14 protein-coding genes are annotated in these 15,265 nt (G+C 55.6%); 7 read left to right on the top strand and 7 right to left on the bottom strand.

Translation table 11 applies throughout. The annotated features are described in order from the left end of the window. Positions 1–36 precede the first annotated feature (36 nt). The 3 genes from RIB44_12125 to RIB44_12115 all read right to left on the bottom strand — a co-directional run bounded on the left by RIB44_12125 (position 37) and on the right by RIB44_12115 (position 3,386). Positions 37–1,410, bottom strand: coding sequence for a hypothetical protein (locus tag RIB44_12125; GenBank protein MEQ8617311.1), 1,374 nt, complete (start codon positions 1,408–1,410; stop codon positions 37–39). A 71-nt stretch (positions 1,411–1,481) separates the two neighbouring features. Continuing rightward, positions 1,482–2,258 (bottom strand): cytochrome b N-terminal domain-containing protein, encoded by a 777-nt coding sequence (locus tag RIB44_12120; protein ID MEQ8617310.1) that lies wholly within the window; start codon positions 2,256–2,258, stop codon positions 1,482–1,484. A 99-nt stretch (positions 2,259–2,357) separates the two neighbouring features. Continuing rightward, positions 2,358–3,386, bottom strand: coding sequence for a ubiquinol-cytochrome c reductase iron-sulfur subunit (locus tag RIB44_12115; GenBank protein ID MEQ8617309.1), 1,029 nt, complete (start codon positions 3,384–3,386; stop codon positions 2,358–2,360). A 379-nt stretch (positions 3,387–3,765) separates the two neighbouring features. Here RIB44_12115 and purD point away from each other — a divergent pair, with 379 nt between their 5' ends. Next, positions 3,766–5,043 carry a phosphoribosylamine--glycine ligase gene (gene purD, locus RIB44_12110; GenBank protein MEQ8617308.1) on the top strand — a complete coding sequence of 426 codons (1,278 nt, stop codon included), beginning with the start codon at positions 3,766–3,768 and terminating at the stop codon, positions 5,041–5,043. Positions 5,044–5,165: 122 nt separating this feature from the next. Beyond that, the gene (locus tag RIB44_12105; GenBank protein ID MEQ8617307.1) at positions 5,166–5,648 is read left to right on the top strand and encodes a hypothetical protein; all 483 of its coding nucleotides are present in this window, start codon (positions 5,166–5,168) and stop codon (positions 5,646–5,648) included. Between the two features lie 54 nt (positions 5,649–5,702). Here the strand turns inward: RIB44_12105 and RIB44_12100 are convergent, their stop codons facing one another. Continuing rightward, positions 5,703–6,071, bottom strand: coding sequence for a hypothetical protein (locus tag RIB44_12100; protein ID MEQ8617306.1), 369 nt, complete (start codon positions 6,069–6,071; stop codon positions 5,703–5,705). Positions 6,072–6,276: 205 nt separating this feature from the next. Between RIB44_12100 and RIB44_12095 the strand changes: the two genes are divergently transcribed. The 3 genes from RIB44_12095 to RIB44_12085 all read left to right on the top strand — a co-directional run bounded on the left by RIB44_12095 (position 6,277) and on the right by RIB44_12085 (position 11,266). Beyond that, entirely contained in the window at positions 6,277–9,681 is a 3,405-nt protein-coding gene (locus RIB44_12095) for an ABC transporter permease (protein ID MEQ8617305.1), read from the top strand. An 80-nt stretch (positions 9,682–9,761) separates the two neighbouring features. Beyond that, positions 9,762–10,922, top strand: coding sequence for a hypothetical protein (locus RIB44_12090; protein ID MEQ8617304.1), 1,161 nt, complete (start codon positions 9,762–9,764; stop codon positions 10,920–10,922). Next, positions 10,919–11,266, top strand: coding sequence for an amidohydrolase (locus RIB44_12085; protein ID MEQ8617303.1), 348 nt, complete (start codon positions 10,919–10,921; stop codon positions 11,264–11,266). The genes RIB44_12090 and RIB44_12085 overlap by 4 nt, the downstream gene beginning before the upstream one ends. 2 nt (positions 11,267–11,268) lie before the next feature. Here RIB44_12085 and RIB44_12080 read toward each other — a convergent pair whose 3' ends face one another. Together RIB44_12080 and queC are read right to left on the bottom strand one after the other, a co-directional pair. Beyond that, on the bottom strand, positions 11,269–11,955 hold the full coding sequence (locus tag RIB44_12080) for a 7-carboxy-7-deazaguanine synthase QueE (protein MEQ8617302.1): 687 nt from the start codon (positions 11,953–11,955) through the stop codon (positions 11,269–11,271). A gap of 21 nt (positions 11,956–11,976) precedes the next feature. After that, positions 11,977–12,684, bottom strand: coding sequence for a 7-cyano-7-deazaguanine synthase QueC (queC, locus tag RIB44_12075; protein MEQ8617301.1), 708 nt, complete (start codon positions 12,682–12,684; stop codon positions 11,977–11,979). A 167-nt stretch (positions 12,685–12,851) separates the two neighbouring features. Between queC and queF the strand changes: the two genes are divergently transcribed. Then, the gene (gene queF / locus RIB44_12070) at positions 12,852–13,208 is read left to right on the top strand and encodes a preQ(1) synthase (GenBank protein MEQ8617300.1); all 357 of its coding nucleotides are present in this window, start codon (positions 12,852–12,854) and stop codon (positions 13,206–13,208) included. A 62-nt stretch (positions 13,209–13,270) separates the two neighbouring features. Beyond that, on the top strand, positions 13,271–14,284 hold the full coding sequence (locus RIB44_12065; protein MEQ8617299.1) for a TIM barrel protein: 1,014 nt from the start codon (positions 13,271–13,273) through the stop codon (positions 14,282–14,284). A gap of 6 nt (positions 14,285–14,290) precedes the next feature. Here the strand turns inward: RIB44_12065 and RIB44_12060 are convergent, their stop codons facing one another. Then, complete coding sequence (locus RIB44_12060) at positions 14,291–15,085, bottom strand: hypothetical protein (GenBank protein ID MEQ8617298.1); 795 nt, start codon at positions 15,083–15,085, stop codon at positions 14,291–14,293. Positions 15,086–15,265 lie beyond the last annotated feature (180 nt).

Below are 15,265 nucleotides of genomic sequence, written 5' to 3'. Positions count from 1 at the left end.
GTCAGACGAAAACGTTCGACGCTCTGTAATTAAGTGCTAAAAATTCAGGAAGTACTCAGGAATCGCGATCAGATATTTCAATTGGACAACCCATCGCAGCACCATCTTGATTGGCAAAGAAGCCATCAGCAGCAGTAGGTTGGCCATCAACATAAAGCGAATGAAACCCATCTTCTGGTAGTAGCGACGAAATACCGTGAGGGCCATGATCGGTGGCAAGGCAATGAAGTAGCCCAACACTAAAGCGATGCCGAGCCATTCACGCAGGATGATGTAGCCCGCCGCGACCAGTCCGTTCGACCCAGCTGGCGCGGTAGGTAGGCTCCTGCCAAGCAAATCTCGCCAGAACCATTCGGAAAGGTTGACATTCGCCAGTGCTTCAACTTTGTGGGCATCCCAATGTTCATAGGGGCCGAAGAAGTTCCAGTTGGGCCCTCTTAGCAGCGTTCCGAGCACAATCAGAGTGATCCACATTTCCAGGAAGCCAAATTGCCAGACTATGTAGCTAAATTTCCGCTGTTTAATGGTGTAGTAGCCGTTGCCTTCTTTATTGAAATCGAGATATGGAATGGCCATAAGGCCGATCACAATCGTCACAGGCAAGACGATCCCAGCCATCCAGGGATCGAAGTACACCAGCATTTCTTGGAGACCCAAAAAGTACCAAGGTGCTTTCGACGGGTTGGGCGTCTTAACGCTGCTGGCGGGTTCTTCCAGCGGGGCTGGCAAGGCGATGGCCCAGAAGATGAGAAACGCCGTCAGAGCGATCATGCAGATCAATTCGGTATAGACGAGGTCGGGCCAGACAAGGACCTTCTCATCATCCAGCTTCTCCAGTGGTGGCTCGCCGCGCTCCATGCGATCGTCATTGATCACCGCACGATAAGTCGCCAACCAGGTAAAGAAAGCGAGCAATAAGACAAGCATCACAATGGGGACATTGTCGGGCTTCGCAATAATCTCGTAAAAGTCGCGGTCGGTCATCGACATGCCCAGCAGTAGCAGCATGGCGTTGAGGATGGTCCAAGCCACGGGTGGCGAGACAAAGAACCTGCGGAAAATGTAGAGAACCACAAGTCCAGCAGTCGTTCCCAGGCTGTAAATAATCGGCCCAGTACCCGTGTTGATGGCTTCCCTAAATCCTTCTGAGAGGGAGGGGATCCAATCGCCTTGCGTAAGCGAAGCGAGCAAAACAAAACCGACAGCTGAAATAACCCAGACGATCACGTTAGTGATGGGTATCGACTTGCCGCTGCCAGGTAGTGGTAGCTTGAACCAAGTCTTCTCTTGACCTGTACGCCAGAGATACAGCGCAGCTACGCCATTCATGATGGCCAGCGCGATGTAATACCACACTAAGAAGGAACCAACCTTCTCAAGGAATTGCGCGTCGCTCAGTCCGTGGGTCATGGGGGAAGTTGTTAAGGAAGTAAATTAGCCAGAAATGTTTCGCTACGCATCTGCATCAACGGCCAGAACGCTTAGAGCGGGCCGCTGATGCCGCCGTCCTTGCGGACTCGCCAGAAATGGATCGCTAACAGTAACGCCACGCCGAGCGGAATGGCGATGCAGTGGAGAATATAAAATCGATTAAGCGTCTCTTCGCCGACCTCGCGCGCACCAAGCAGCGCAAAGCGGGCATCTGAGGCGTTCGTAATCATGTCAACGCCGCCGAGGGTCAAAAGTTGCTGACCGGGACCTTCGTGGCCAAGGAACGGATGTGCACGGGCCATATTTGAACCCACCGTAATCGCCCAAACGGCCAACTGATCCCACGGGAGGAGATAGCCGGTGAATGAGAGAAGCAATGTTAGCAGCAGTAGCAACACGCCGACCACCCAGTTGAACTCACGCGGCGGTTTGTAGCTTCCCGTTAGGAACACACGGTACATGTGCAACCACACGGTGATCACCATTGCGTGCGCACCCCAACGATGGATTTCGCGCAGTATTCCTAACGAATGAACGTCGCGAAGCATCTGCACATCGGCATACGCCCATTCCACCGTCGGGCGGTAGTAGAACATCAACAGAACACCGGTGACGGTTTCGACCAGAAATAGGAAGAAGGTCACTCCGCCCATACACCAGGTGTAACTCAGGGCAATTCCCTGTTTCTTAATCGAAACGGGGTGCAAATGAAGAAAGAAGTTGGTCAGCATCACGACGATTCGATTACGTCGATCGACAGGCATCGGATGCCGGAAGATGCTTTTCCAAATTTGCGATTCGCGAATCGTTTCGCCTAAACCGGGCATGGTGCGTTCAGTATTCTAAATTGCTTGATTCGTTACAGGTGGGCCGGAAGCGCCTCGTTTTGAAAGCACAACGCCCGGAGCGTTTCTAAGGTGTTTCTCTCAAACGGAAACGTAGCAAGTGGGATCGTTCCACTGCCCCATTTCCTCTTGATAGGTGATGTTCTTGTCGATTTCGACTTGCCCGTCGCTAGCCACATGGATGAAGCAGCGCTCCAGCGGGCGTGGAGCCGGGCCTTCGAAGTTGATGCCATCTTTATAAAAACCACTACCGTGACAGGGGCATTTGAATTTCTGTTCAGCCTCGAGCCAACTGGGAGTGCAACCTAGGTGGGTACATACACTCTTTAAGGCGAAAAGCTGTTGCTTGCCTCGGTACTCGGTGTTGACGACCCAAACGCCGTACTGGGCTTTGTACTTGGTCGAAACTTGTCCCGGTGGAAATCCGTCAGGTGTGCCGACCTTGAACTTGCTGGGCAATTCGCGGAGCACATTCGGGAACATGAACGCCGTTAGAGCACCGCCCCAGGCAACTGCCATCACACCCAAGGCCCCGAAACCGACCGAGAGCATTGTGCGCCGTTCTTCGTCAACGGCTTCAGCCTTCTTGGCCTTTTTCGCCTTGGGTTTGGCGTAGTCGGGCTTGGCGGGCATCGGCGGAGCGACAATTGCGGGCTTCGCTTTCGTCGGTGCTGGGGCCGCTGCTTTGGTAGCCGCCTCCGATTTGCTCATCGGGCCCGGCTTATTCTCTTTTCTGGCAGCGGCGAGAATACTTGCCGTGTCGCGTTCAGGTGCTGGCGACTTTGCCGCCTTCGCCGCTGGCTTGTCGGCTTTTGCCGCGGCAGGCTTGGCTTTGGGAGCTGCCTTTTTCGCGGGCTTTGCCTCGGCGGGCTTTCCACCCGAGCGAGCCATCGCCAGCATGTCCGCTACGCTGGGACGGTCGGGGCTGCCTGGCTTGGCAATTTTCTTTGGAGGAGCCGATGACGTTTCCGCAGCCGCAGGTGCTGTTTCCTCGGCAGCCGGTTCAGGTGCTGCAGGTGACTCAGCAGCCGCTTCCGAACCACCTTCCCCATCGCTCTTTCTTGCAGCGGCGAGCATCTCCGCCACCGACATTTTTTTCTTGTCAGCCATGCTTGGCGTCCGGCCTCATTAATCCGGCATTGCGGTGTGAACTCGATACGACCTAAGTACAGTAGCCAGGTAGATTTAGCGCTGTCGGTCGCGACATTGTGACAATTTTCACAATGTCTATTTCTATAGGTTTACGTCCGACAGCATAAATTGTCAACCGCCGTTCGAGTGCCGCTGCCAACACCTCAAATGCGGATTGCAAGTCATCCTTCGCCTACCCACTTACTCACGAACTAGCACGTTCATAGAATCGCGCCAGGGAAGTGGTCGGAGAAGAGCTTGGTAGGACACTGCTCTTGATCCTTCCGCAGCGCTCTCTATCAACGTCACAGCGTTCATTAGAACACTCGAAGTCCGCCTGCAAAATAGGTATTGAAGCATGAAATTGTTAATCGTTGGTGGTGGCGGTCGTGAGCATGCCCTTGCCTGGAAACTGGGGCAAAGTCCACGCGTGGACCGCGTTTTCGTCGCGCCAGGCAATGCAGGAACCGCCACCGAAGCTGAGAATGTTGACATCGGCGACTCGAACGTCACCGGTCTTGTCGATTTCGCCAAGCAGAACGAAATAGGTCTCACGGTCGTTGGACCTGAGGCGCCTTTGGCGGCTGGCTTGGTTGATGCGCTCGCGGACGCAGGGCTCAAGGCCTTCGGTCCTAGCCAACAGGCCGCTGAGTTGGAAGCGAGCAAGGTTTTCTGCAAGAACATGCTTCGCCACGCCGACGTGCCGACGGCTGAATTCCGTACCTTCAAAGACGAAGAGTCGGCAAAGGCTTATCTCGCACAGCGTGAGGATGCCCAAGTGGTCGTCAAAGCAGATGGACTCGCCGCGGGCAAGGGCGTGATTGTCTGCGACAATCGAGCAGAGGCTCTCGATGCGGTTGAACGCATTGCGGGTAGCCGAGAATTCGGTGAGGCGGGCAGCCAGCTGGTGATTGAGGAACGCTTAGTGGGCCAAGAGGCGAGCGTTCTGGCAATCACCGACGGGCGAACCATCGTCACCATGCCAGCCGCTCAGGATCACAAACCGGCCTATGACGGTGACAAAGGGCCAAACACCGGCGGCATGGGTGCGTTCTCTCCGACGCCGCTGGTCACGTCTTCGCTCATGAACGAAATCGAGGAGCGTGTCTTGGTACCCACCGTCCACCAGATGAAGCGTTCCCGCCGTCCGTTTCGCGGGGTTCTCTACGCGGGGCTGATGATCACCAAGCAGGGTTTGAAGGTTTTGGAATACAACGTCCGTTTCGGCGACCCTGAATGTCAGCCGCTGATGATGCGGCTGAAAAGCGACTTGCTCGACCTGCTGGAAGCTTCGGTGGACGGAACTCTCAGCGAATTGCCAGCGCTGGAGTGGGATCCAAGGCCGGCGGTCTGCGTGGTGATGGCCAGTGAAGGCTATCCGGGTCCGTACACACGAAGCCACCCGATTCGGGGGCTCGAAGAGGCCGCCCAAATTCCCGATGTGAAAGTCTTCCACGCTGGTACCAGGATGCACGAGGGGGAAGTAGTGACCAACGGAGGCCGTGTGCTAGGAGTCACTGGCCTGGGGGATTCAACCGCTGCTGCCAAGTTGCAAGCCTACACGGCCGTAAAGCAGATCCGCTGGGATGGGGCTTGGTGTCGTAAGGATATTGCGGATAAAGCAATCGGCATTTGATGGAAAACTACTGGGCCGATGGCCGCGTATAGCTAGCGGCTAGAAATTGCTTTGGCATCCGCTCAGGATGATTGATAAAATAGAGGCAGGGGTAGTTCCCCGAAAGTTAAGTGATATAAGCAATGCTGCTGAAACTTCATCGCCGCGTGATTCACCTAACCGCGTTTACCGCGGTGGCGATGTTCGTCTTTCCACTGCATGTGTGCCAAGCATGTGCCTGCGTCGGTAGCTGCCAGCCAGCGGCGGCTTCGCAAGGAGCTGAGTCATGCGATCTCGGCAAGTCGCAGTGCCAACACTGCACACAGTGCCCGCGGGAAAGCGAGGGCCACGCCGAAGCGATCGAGCTTTCCGAAGCGTTAGCTACCAGTTGCTGTACTGGCAGTGAGGGGCCCTGCGAGTGTTGTCTGGAGAACACATCAAGCGACATTGCCGTTCTCGATACCTCGAACCGTGCGGACGACAGTCTGCTAGATGCCCACCTGCATGTGGTCGTTGCTTTCAGTGAGGTTCTAGACGAAACACGGTACCTAGCACTCGACGCAGGCTCCGTACTGCCTGATCCTGCGGTTCGTCTGCACTCCTTGCTCTCCGTCTGGCTGAATTGAGTTCGCAGCGCAGCGAAACTCAGTTTTCTTTTTCCAGACTCTAATTTGGCATGGCTATCTATAGCTTCTGCCCAAGGAGACACGCAAGATGACACGTAGAAATTTGATCATTGGCGGCGCCGTTGCCGTTGTGGCGGTTGCCGGTTTTGCCTTCAATTCGATGCAAGCGGGCGACGGCGAAGCGAAAGCTGCCGACGCCTGCTGCTGTGGTGCAGACTGCAAATGTGAGGAGTGCGATTGCTCAACGGGCACTTGCACTGATTGCAACTGCGAGGCCTGCAATTGCGAAGGTTGCAAGTGTGGCGAAAGCTGCGGCAGCCCTTGTTGCACAACCGAAGTCGCAGCCTCCTCAACCGCCGCGGCCTGTTGCTGTGGTGCGGACTGCAAGTGTGAGGAGTGCGATTGCTCTACCGGAACTTGCACCGACTGTGATTGTGAAGCTTGCAATTGCAAAGGCTGCGAGTGCGGTGGCGATTGTGGCAGTGCTTGTTGCACCGAAAAGGCAACCGCCTAGTTGCTGCAGCTTGACTGAAGACGAACTTCGAACCCTTGGTCGCCAGTCTGGTGGCCAAGGGTTTTCTTATGTGTTGCCTTACTCTTGGGAACGGTCGGCGGTTATGATGAGACCGTGACGACCTGGAATCTCATTGCTGCCGGCCTGAAACAATATCGCCGTGTTCACCTTGCGGTGGCGGCTGGCGTGGCCGTGGCGACCGCCGTGATTACCGGCGCGCTGCTCGTTGGTTCCTCGATGCGGGGAAGCCTTCGCGATTTAGCCCTTTCTCGCTTGGGACGCATCGATACGATCCTCGTTGCCCAGAATCCGTTCAGCGAAGAACTCCCTTCGAACGCGCTTGGGCGTGCTGGCTCATCGACTGAATTTACCGGGGCGTTGCCCTTGATTCTTTCCCGAGGCAGCGTCTCGCGGCGGGAATCAGGGACCACTCTGCAAGCGACGGAAGTTAGCGTCTACGGCATTCCCGAGGCATTCTTGAACCTTGGCGAAAGCACCGCAAAGGATCAAACTCCAAGCGTTGCCTCGGATGAGGTACTCCTCACAGCCAATGTTGCGGTAGAGCTCAAGGCTCAGCCGGGCGATCGCATTCTACTACGTATCCCAACCACTGGCGGGCTTCCCGCCGACAGCGCTCTGGGGGAGAAGGACGGCGCTTACGCGTCGAGGCGATTCAAGGTGAAGATCGCCGAAAGCGAGTTGAAGCTTGCAGGGTTTGGCCTCACCAGATCACAACGCCCGGCGCGGAATGCTTTCATCAGCTTAGGTTCTCTGCAGGACTTGTTGGAACTCGAAGGGAAAGCGAACGCGGCTGTTTTTGCAACCAAACAGATTGGTCGAGCTGCTTCTCCGCAAGCACGCGATGAGTTGAGGGATTCGCTACAGCCCACTCTGTCTGACTTGGGTTTGCAATCGCAGCGAATTGAGGCCTCTGCTGCAGAAAACCTCACACAAGTCTCTGCAGAGAGACTCGTACTCCCAGGCGAAGCCGTCGAAGTTGTACGGGAGGAATTCGCAGCGAGCAGACTTCAGCCCGCGGTCACTTACCTGGCAAATACGATTCGCGTTGGCGATAAGAGCGTGCCCTATTCAACCATCACGGGCGTTGACTCGATGTCCGATATTGGGCCGCTGCTCGACGCGGAAAGTAAGCCAATTGTCCTATCCGACGATGAAGTCGTTCTCAATGATTGGGCGGCGAAACGGCTTAACGCTAGTGCGGGCGATGAGGTGACGATCACTTACTACGAGCCGGAAACCAGCCATGGAGAGCTAAAGGAGGCTTCGCCACTGAAGCTCAGGTTGAAGGCAATCGTCCCACTCCAAAACGATGAAGGAGAGCGAACCCTAGCAGCGGACCCACTGCTAACCCCCGAACTGCCAGGGGTTACCGACCAGGATTCAATCAACGATTGGGACCTGCCTTTCGAACTCGTCGAAAAGATTGAGCAAGCTGACGAGGATTACTGGGAAGAATACCGCACGACGCCGAAGGCTTTCGTGTCACACGGTCTGGCAGCAAGGCTCTGGGGAACGCGGTGGGGCACTGAAAGTGTCTTGCGTGTCGAGGCCGCTGTTAGCCTCGAAGAGTTTTCAAGCCGTCTAGCTTCCCGTCTGGACCCCGCAGCGATGGGCATGAGCCTCATCGGTGTGAAGGAGCAAGCGATCGAAGCTGCCAGCGGAACGACTCCTTTCGACGGGCTGTTTCTCGGGTTTAGTTTCTTCATTATGGCGTCAGCAGTGTTGTTGATCGCCCTGCTCTTCCAGCTTGGCGTGCAGCAAAGAGCGAGCGAGTTGGGTTTGCTGAAGGCCGTCGGTTATTCGCCGCGGCAAGCGAGTTGGGCCTTGCTTGGCGAAGGAGCAATTGTCGCCGATCTCGGCGCGGCTCTCGGCGTGCTGCTTGGGATTGGTTACGCACGATTGATGATCTACGGCTTGAACACTTGGTGGGTTGCCGCCACGGTAGAGCCTTTCCTGGAATTGCACGTCCCCTGGTGGGTGGTCATCGCCGGCTGGGCTCTCGGCTTTGTGGTGGCGTTGGCCACGATCGCTTGGACCCTACGGTCAACGCTCCGTCTCTCGCCGAAACAGTTGCTTGCCGGTCAATCGGAGGAGTCAAACCGGCTCTCTCAACAGACGAGTGTTTGGCCCAAGTATGCACTGTGGTCCTGCTTTGCTTTGGCGATCGTGTTGGGCATCGCGGCGATGGGAGCGAGTGGTGAAACGCAAGCGGGTGTTTTCTTTGGCGGAGGCTCCGCGATGCTTGTCGGCTTGCTGCTCTTGGTCCGTGGGTGGCTGCGTCAGTCGGGTGACAAAGTCACAGGCGGGCTCTCCCTTGCCGGTCTCTCACTGAGAAACACTCGCCGTAACCCAGGGCGGACCCTGATCACGCTGGCATTGGCTGCCTCGGCGAGCTTTTTGATCGTGGCGCTGGGGGCCTTTCGACTAGCACCGACCGACCAGGGGACCGGCGGCTACGATCTGTGGGCAACGACGGACTTGCCTTTGCTCTATGATCTGCGGTCTGAGGAAGGACGGACCGAGCTAGGTTTTAGCCAACCGAACGAGCCAGCGCTTGCAGCCATGAAAGTCGCGGCGTTTCGCGTCAGCGATGGTGAGGACGCCAGTTGCTTGAATCTCTACCAAACAAGTGCGCCGCGAGTTTTGGGCGTGCCGGAAGAACTCAGCGAGAACGATCGCTTCAGTTGGGGGACGATTTCCTCGCTTCCAAGTGAGGATTCCCCTTGGTCACTATTGCAGGTTGATTTAGGCAACGATGAGAGTGGTCTCCCAATCATTCCGCTCATTCTGGATCGAAACACAGCCTACTACAGCTTGAAGCTCTACAGCGTTGGATCGCAGTTCGAGATTGAGGATTCGGCTGGGCGAAAACGCACGCTTCAGGTTGTCGGCATGCTCACCAACAGTTTTTTTCAAGGAGACTTGCTCGTTTCTGAAGAGGCATTCTTGCGACTCTATCCGGAGACCGCAGGTCACAGGCTGTTCTTGATTAAGGCCGGTGGGGAAAGTGACTCGTCGACTCAGCTAGCAGAGCAGCTCGAATCACAGCTTGTCGATTACGGTTTTTCGGCGGAAGACGCAAGGCAGCGGTTGGCGGACTTCTTAGCGGTTCAAAATACTTATCTTTCAACGTTCCAAAGCCTCGGTTCATTAGGCCTGCTGCTGGGAGTGGCCGGCCTAGCGGTGGCCCAGTTGCGTAGTGTTGCCGAGCGTCGCGGTGAGTTAGCTCTGATGCGAGCGACCGGTTTTCCAAAGCGTAAGCTTGTGCGAATGATCTTCGGAGAGAACTTAACTTTGCTGCTGGGTGGTCTAGGGATCGGGTGTCTTTCTGCCGCGGCGGTTGTTTTGCCTTTGTCCCTGACTCAAGCCACGACTCTTCCTTGGCGGACGCTTTCGGTCACGCTCGCCACGATCGTTATCGCAGGAGCGATAGCGGGTTGGCTGGCGACACGCAGGTCGCTACAGGCCCCGCTGCTTCCCTCGCTGCGCGGCGACTAGCCCCATGCCCTATGGTCAACTAGATTAAAGACACATCCCTCCTTTTAAGCCGTCATAAGAACCCATTTCAGAAAGTTCTGATGCGCAGTCTGATATTCGTCGTTGCTTCGTTCGCCGTCACCATCCTTTGTTGGGGAGCTTATGGCCCAGTTTTACACCTTGGGCAGGCCGATATGGTTGATGCGGTCGGCAAGGAAGCAGGCGAAAAATACGCTCGGTTGCGGCCCTTCGTGTGCGTTGGATTGGCTTACTTTCTAATTGGCGTGGTCGTGCCTGCGGTCCTGCTGAAAGTGAAGGGTGAGAAAGGTGAGTGGACATTTAGCGGTGCGGTCTTGAGCCTCATAGCAGGGGCGTTAGGTGCCGTTGGAGCGCTTGGCATCATCATGGCCTTCAACTTCGGCGGAAAGCCAGTCTTTGTAATGCCGCTCGTGTTTGGCGGTGCGCCGGTGGTAAATGCTTTCCTCACAATCTATATGGCGAAGAAGCTCCGCGAGATCGGACCGATTTTTCAAGCCGGCCTGATCATGGTATTGCTGGGCGCAGTCACGGTATTGACTCAAGCCCCCCAAAAGCCAAAGCCCGAAGTAGATCAACCAGTCGCAGCTGAAGTTGAAGGAGAATCGCCAGCAGCGGAGCCAGAATTGCTTGAGGAACCAGGAAGTTGGTTCTCTCGTAAGGTACTACAAATCCTTTCCATCGTGACGACCGTCCTTTGCTGGGGAGCTTACGGTCCAGTATTGCACAAAGGGCAAGCTGCGATGGGACACAGCCGGTTAAGGCCCTTGTTCTGTGTGGGCGTGGCTTATTTTGCGATTGCGGTGATCGTGCCGAACCTGATTCTGGCCGTGAGTGCGGAGAACAGCGAATACAACTTCTCTGGATCGGCATGGAGCCTGGCCGCTGGTGCTGCAGGAGCAATTGGTGCGTTGGGTATCATTCTCGCGTTCAACTTTGGCGGAAAGCCGGTCTATGTGATGCCTTTGGTTTTCGGTGGTGCTCCTGTGGTGAGCACGCTGATCTCAACGTGGGTCGCCGGTCTGGCAGGGCAGATCGGCGCGATGTTCCTTGCCGGTTTGATTCTTGTGATCGCTGGAGCCGCCATCACTTTAGTGTTTGCCCCTCGTGGTGCCCCACCCGCGAAACCTGCAGCTCCACCGGCTGAGCCCGCCGAACTTTCAGAAGCGGAAGCCAACGCGATCGAACGCCGCTCGAAAGAAGCGATCACCGGAGAGTCGAGTTGAGCGAGCGAACTCCCCACGAGTTGATGCAGCGCTTAGATGCTGTTCTGACGCATGTCTGGATGGTCCGCACTTTTATCAAGCACTCGGAAGAAGCCGAGGAGGATGATGAACTGCGAGACGTTCAACGCACGCTCTACGATTATCTGCTTTCTCTTGGTACCGCGTGGAAAGAGCAGGATGGCGAGGCTTACGTGCGGCAGGCGAAGAAAAAACTATCAAAGTTACAAGCCGCGACCGCTGACTTTGCAGAGATTCAACCTGAGATCTCCACGCACATGAATTTCCAAATGGCTGTACGGTCGTTGCAAACTGCGGTAGCGGAAGTTGCAATGCTGCTGCGGTAGAGCTACGTCCCCCGCACTGCTCCAAACCATTCGATCTGTCGACGTGGGCAGAAGGTCCATCCACGCTGCTGGCAGGCTGCCTGGACCCACGGATTCTTCTCTGACAGTTCCTCAGGGCTATTGCCTTGCGGCATCAACATGATTCGGCTTTGCTGTATCTGAGGAAATCGCGAGACGTACTCCTGAATCTCAGCCAAGTCCGCTGCCGCGTCGACGACGAACTTGAGCTGATACTCGTACTCTTCAAGCAGTTGTGCAATCACCTCCGGTTGATCCCTCTGCCGCTCATGACGCCTAAGTAAGCGGGCGTCGCGTACGTCCTGAGGCCCACTTCCCGCGAGTTTTGGACTGAGTGAGAGCAAATCGCACTCGACCGGCAGGTAGAGTGTCCCCGCGGTTTCAATCGTGATGTGCTTGCCCCGTTTGCGTAGCTCTTTTGTTAGCGGAATCATTTCGGCGAACAGCATGGGCTCGCCACCGGTGAGGACGACATGGTTGCAGTCCCACTCTTCGACCTCGGCGACAATCTCATCCACCGTGTAGTCACGCCCCTCCGGTTGCCACGAGGCATGGGGCGTATCGCAGAACCAGCAGCGCAGGTTGCAGCCACTAGCGCGGACGAACACGCTATGCACGCCGGTCAGCAAACCTTCGCCTTGAATCGATTTGTAGACTTCCGCGATTTTCATCTTCGATGTCTTGAGGAAAAATCAAGTTGGCTGCTGTTGATACTCAATCGGATCTTCGAGACCGGCCGCTTGAAATCCTTGATAACGCAATTGGCACGCATCGCAACGCCCACAGGAAACACCAGCTTCGTTGGGCGAGTAGCACGTGTGCGTTAGCGAATAGTCAACACCCAATTGCACGCCACGCTGAACGATCTCTGACTTGGTCAGGTCGATCAGCGGCGTATGGATTTTGAACGCAAGGGAACCTTCCACGCCTGCTTTGGTAGCTAGGTTCGCTACTCTTTCGAAGGCTGAAATGAACTCACTTCGGCAATCAGGATACCCACTATAGTCCACGGCATTGACGCCGATGAACAAATCGGCGGAACTTAAAACCTCAGCTTGAGCCAGTGCCAGGGAGAGCATCACCGTGTTCCGTGCGGGAACGTAAGTAATGGGGATGCCCTCGGAAATCTCGTCGTCGCTTCTCCCCTGTGGAACGTCAATGTCTGCCGTCAAGGCGCTTCCTCCTAAGCAGGCCAGGTCGATTTTCAGTATCCGGTGGGAGGCCAAATCCAAGGCCGTGGCCACCTTCGAGGCTGATTCAAGTTCAAAGCGGTGCCGCTGGCCATAGTCGATGCTCAAGCCGTGGACTTGGTAGCCTTCGCTCTTGGCAATCGCGGCAGTCGTGGCGGAATCGAGTCCTCCAGAAAGCAAAGCAACGGCAGGTTTCGGCGTGTTGGGCATGTCTAATTTCGGACACGGGTGCAGGGCAGGAAGCTCACGTGTATTTGCAGTTTCCCCTTCAAAATCTCACTCATCATGCCACAATGTGGAGCTTGCCGAAAGTCGCCACAAGCAGACCCTATCACGAGAGTATCGCAGAGAAACCGTAACGAGGCAGTGTATCCATAATGAGTGAGTCACGCAGTTTATTGGAAACCTTTGAGAACCAGTTCCCGCATCGCGATTACAAGATCGAAATCGTCGCCCCCGAGTTTACATCCGTTTGCCCTAAGACGGGCCAGCCGGACTTTGGCACGATTACCATCACGTATACGCCCAACAAGAAGTGCGTTGAACTGAAGAGCCTCAAGTTCTATCTGCAAAGCTATCGGAACGAAGGGATCTTCTACGAGATGGTTACCAACACAATCGTCGATGATTTGGCGATGGTCCTCGAACCCCGCTGGTTGAAGGTCGAAGCTGCTTTCGGGGCGCGAGGCGGAATCACCGAGACGGTGGTGGTGCAACACACATCCGCTGTTTAATTCGAAATATTGATGCTGCTTTTTCTTTTCTGAATTTTAATTTGAAAAGCAATTAGAACGACATGTCCAAACTCCCCAGCGTTATTCTCTCCGGTTTTGCTGACGAAGCGGCCAATCACAAGACTGCTGTCGAGCAATTTGCTGCTTTCGCGGCTCTAGGATTACAGTACTACAGTTTGCGATTCGTCGACGTAGGGAACGGCGTGAAAAACGTGATGCAGCTCACCAAGAGCGAGATCACAAAGCTTCGCCATCTGGAAGACGAGTACGGCATGAATGTCGCCTCGATTGGCTCACCAATCGGTAAGGTGAAGCTCGTTAACGAAGAGGATGGCACCAAGAACCGCTACGTACCGTTCAAGAAATACTTGAAGAGCGAAGTGCAGAAAGCTTGCGAAATGGCACACGCTTTCGAGACGAAACTCATCCGGGGTTTTTCCTTCTACCACCCCAAAGACCAAGATCCTTGGGAGTATCTCCCCCAGGCGGTCGACCAACTCGGCGAGATCGCGGAAGTCTGTCACCGGAGCGATCTGACGTTTGGTCTTGAGGTGGAAGCAAATCTCATTGGCCAGACGGGCCAGTTGATGGCCGAGCTTCATCGCAAAGTGAATCATCCGGCAATGGTGACGATCTTCGACGGTGCGAACATCGTCAGCCAGGGATACAACACGAATGATTGCGTCGAGCAATACCACGCGATGAAACCCAGCTTAGGCTGGATGCATATCAAGGATTATCGCGACCCACGGCTGAAGAAGCCGGTTGGGCATGTCAACGAAGAGATGCTCAAAAACTTCGTCCCCGCTGATGAAGGGGATAGTGGGCACGTCCAAATTCTTACTGACTTCGCCGAGGAAATCCCCAAGTTGGAGCGTCGTCTAAAACGGCGTGGCATCCCAGGGGTGATTCTTGACCTGGAGCCCCATCTCAAAGGTGGCGGTCAGTATGGCGGGTTCAGCGGTCCTGATGGCATGAGCATCGCTCTCAAGGCGCTTTGCCGTGTGCTGGACTACGTCGGCATCGACTACCATCTGCGTGACTTCGACGACGTCAAGGCAGCGCGGGGCTTTTGATCCGCCCTAAGCTCGTTGGGGCTCTTCCCCTGCAATGGGAAGTTCCACATCCGCGCCCGCACCAGTCGAAGCACCCTCGGCACCTTCCCAGGACCCGTCGCGGATCGCTCGAAGCAAACAGCCTAGCAGTTGCACGCCCGAGTAGAGCCCCGCGACAGCGGCAACCGCACCACCTAAGAACATGACGCCTGTGAAACTCTTGGCCGCATACATCAGGTAGCCGGCTGTCGGCAACGAAATTCCGCAGATAATCAGTTTGCTAATCGCCAATTCGAAGTGACGACGTTTGCTGCTTTTCGCAATCGCGGTTCTCGCCGAAGTATTGGCTAGGTCTCGCAAGGCTGCCAGATCGGAAGTCAAAGGCGCTTTCTTCGTGGTCTGTCGCAATTCGTCCAGTCCGATGGGGTCAACCGGGGGGGCGTACTCCTCTTCTTGGGCAGCTTCCTGCTTCTTCTCCACGGGAGTTGGTTTAACGGGTGCTGGCGTAGCAGGTGAGGCGAGTGGCCCATCGCCACGGACACGGCTCATCATGTTCGCCATGTAGGCTTGCAGCGCCTCGTCCTCATCCTCGTCTCCTGGAACGGTTTCCGCAGGAGAATGTTCTGCTGCCAGGGGATTTTCCCGTTCGACAACAGGTTCTGGTTGCGTTAGGCCGTCCTCTTCGAGCAAGTGGCTGTACTGCTCGATGAACGAAGTACTCGCGGGACCACCTTCGCTCTTAGGCTGTGGCTTCGCTGCGAAGAAGTCTTCCTTCTCAACAGAGTCTTCGTTCTCGCTTGGGGCTTCTGGTTCAGAGCTCAACTGAGCTGGCTGGTCGGCTGAAACGCTCTTGATTTCCTCTGGGAAGGTTCCACCGACTTCTTCTAGGCGATTAGAGCGTGTTACATCTATTCGTAGCGGTACCCACAATGTCGAAAGTAGTTTCGGATCTCGGTTTCGGTGAAGAGTTCGAGGACTTGTCCGCAGAGTTCAACGAGCCTT

The sequence above is a fragment of the Lacipirellulaceae bacterium genome (assembly GCA_040218535.1).
Classification (GTDB): Bacteria; Planctomycetota; Planctomycetia; order Pirellulales; family Lacipirellulaceae; genus Adhaeretor.
This window is presented reverse-complemented; position numbering and strand designations above follow the sequence as displayed.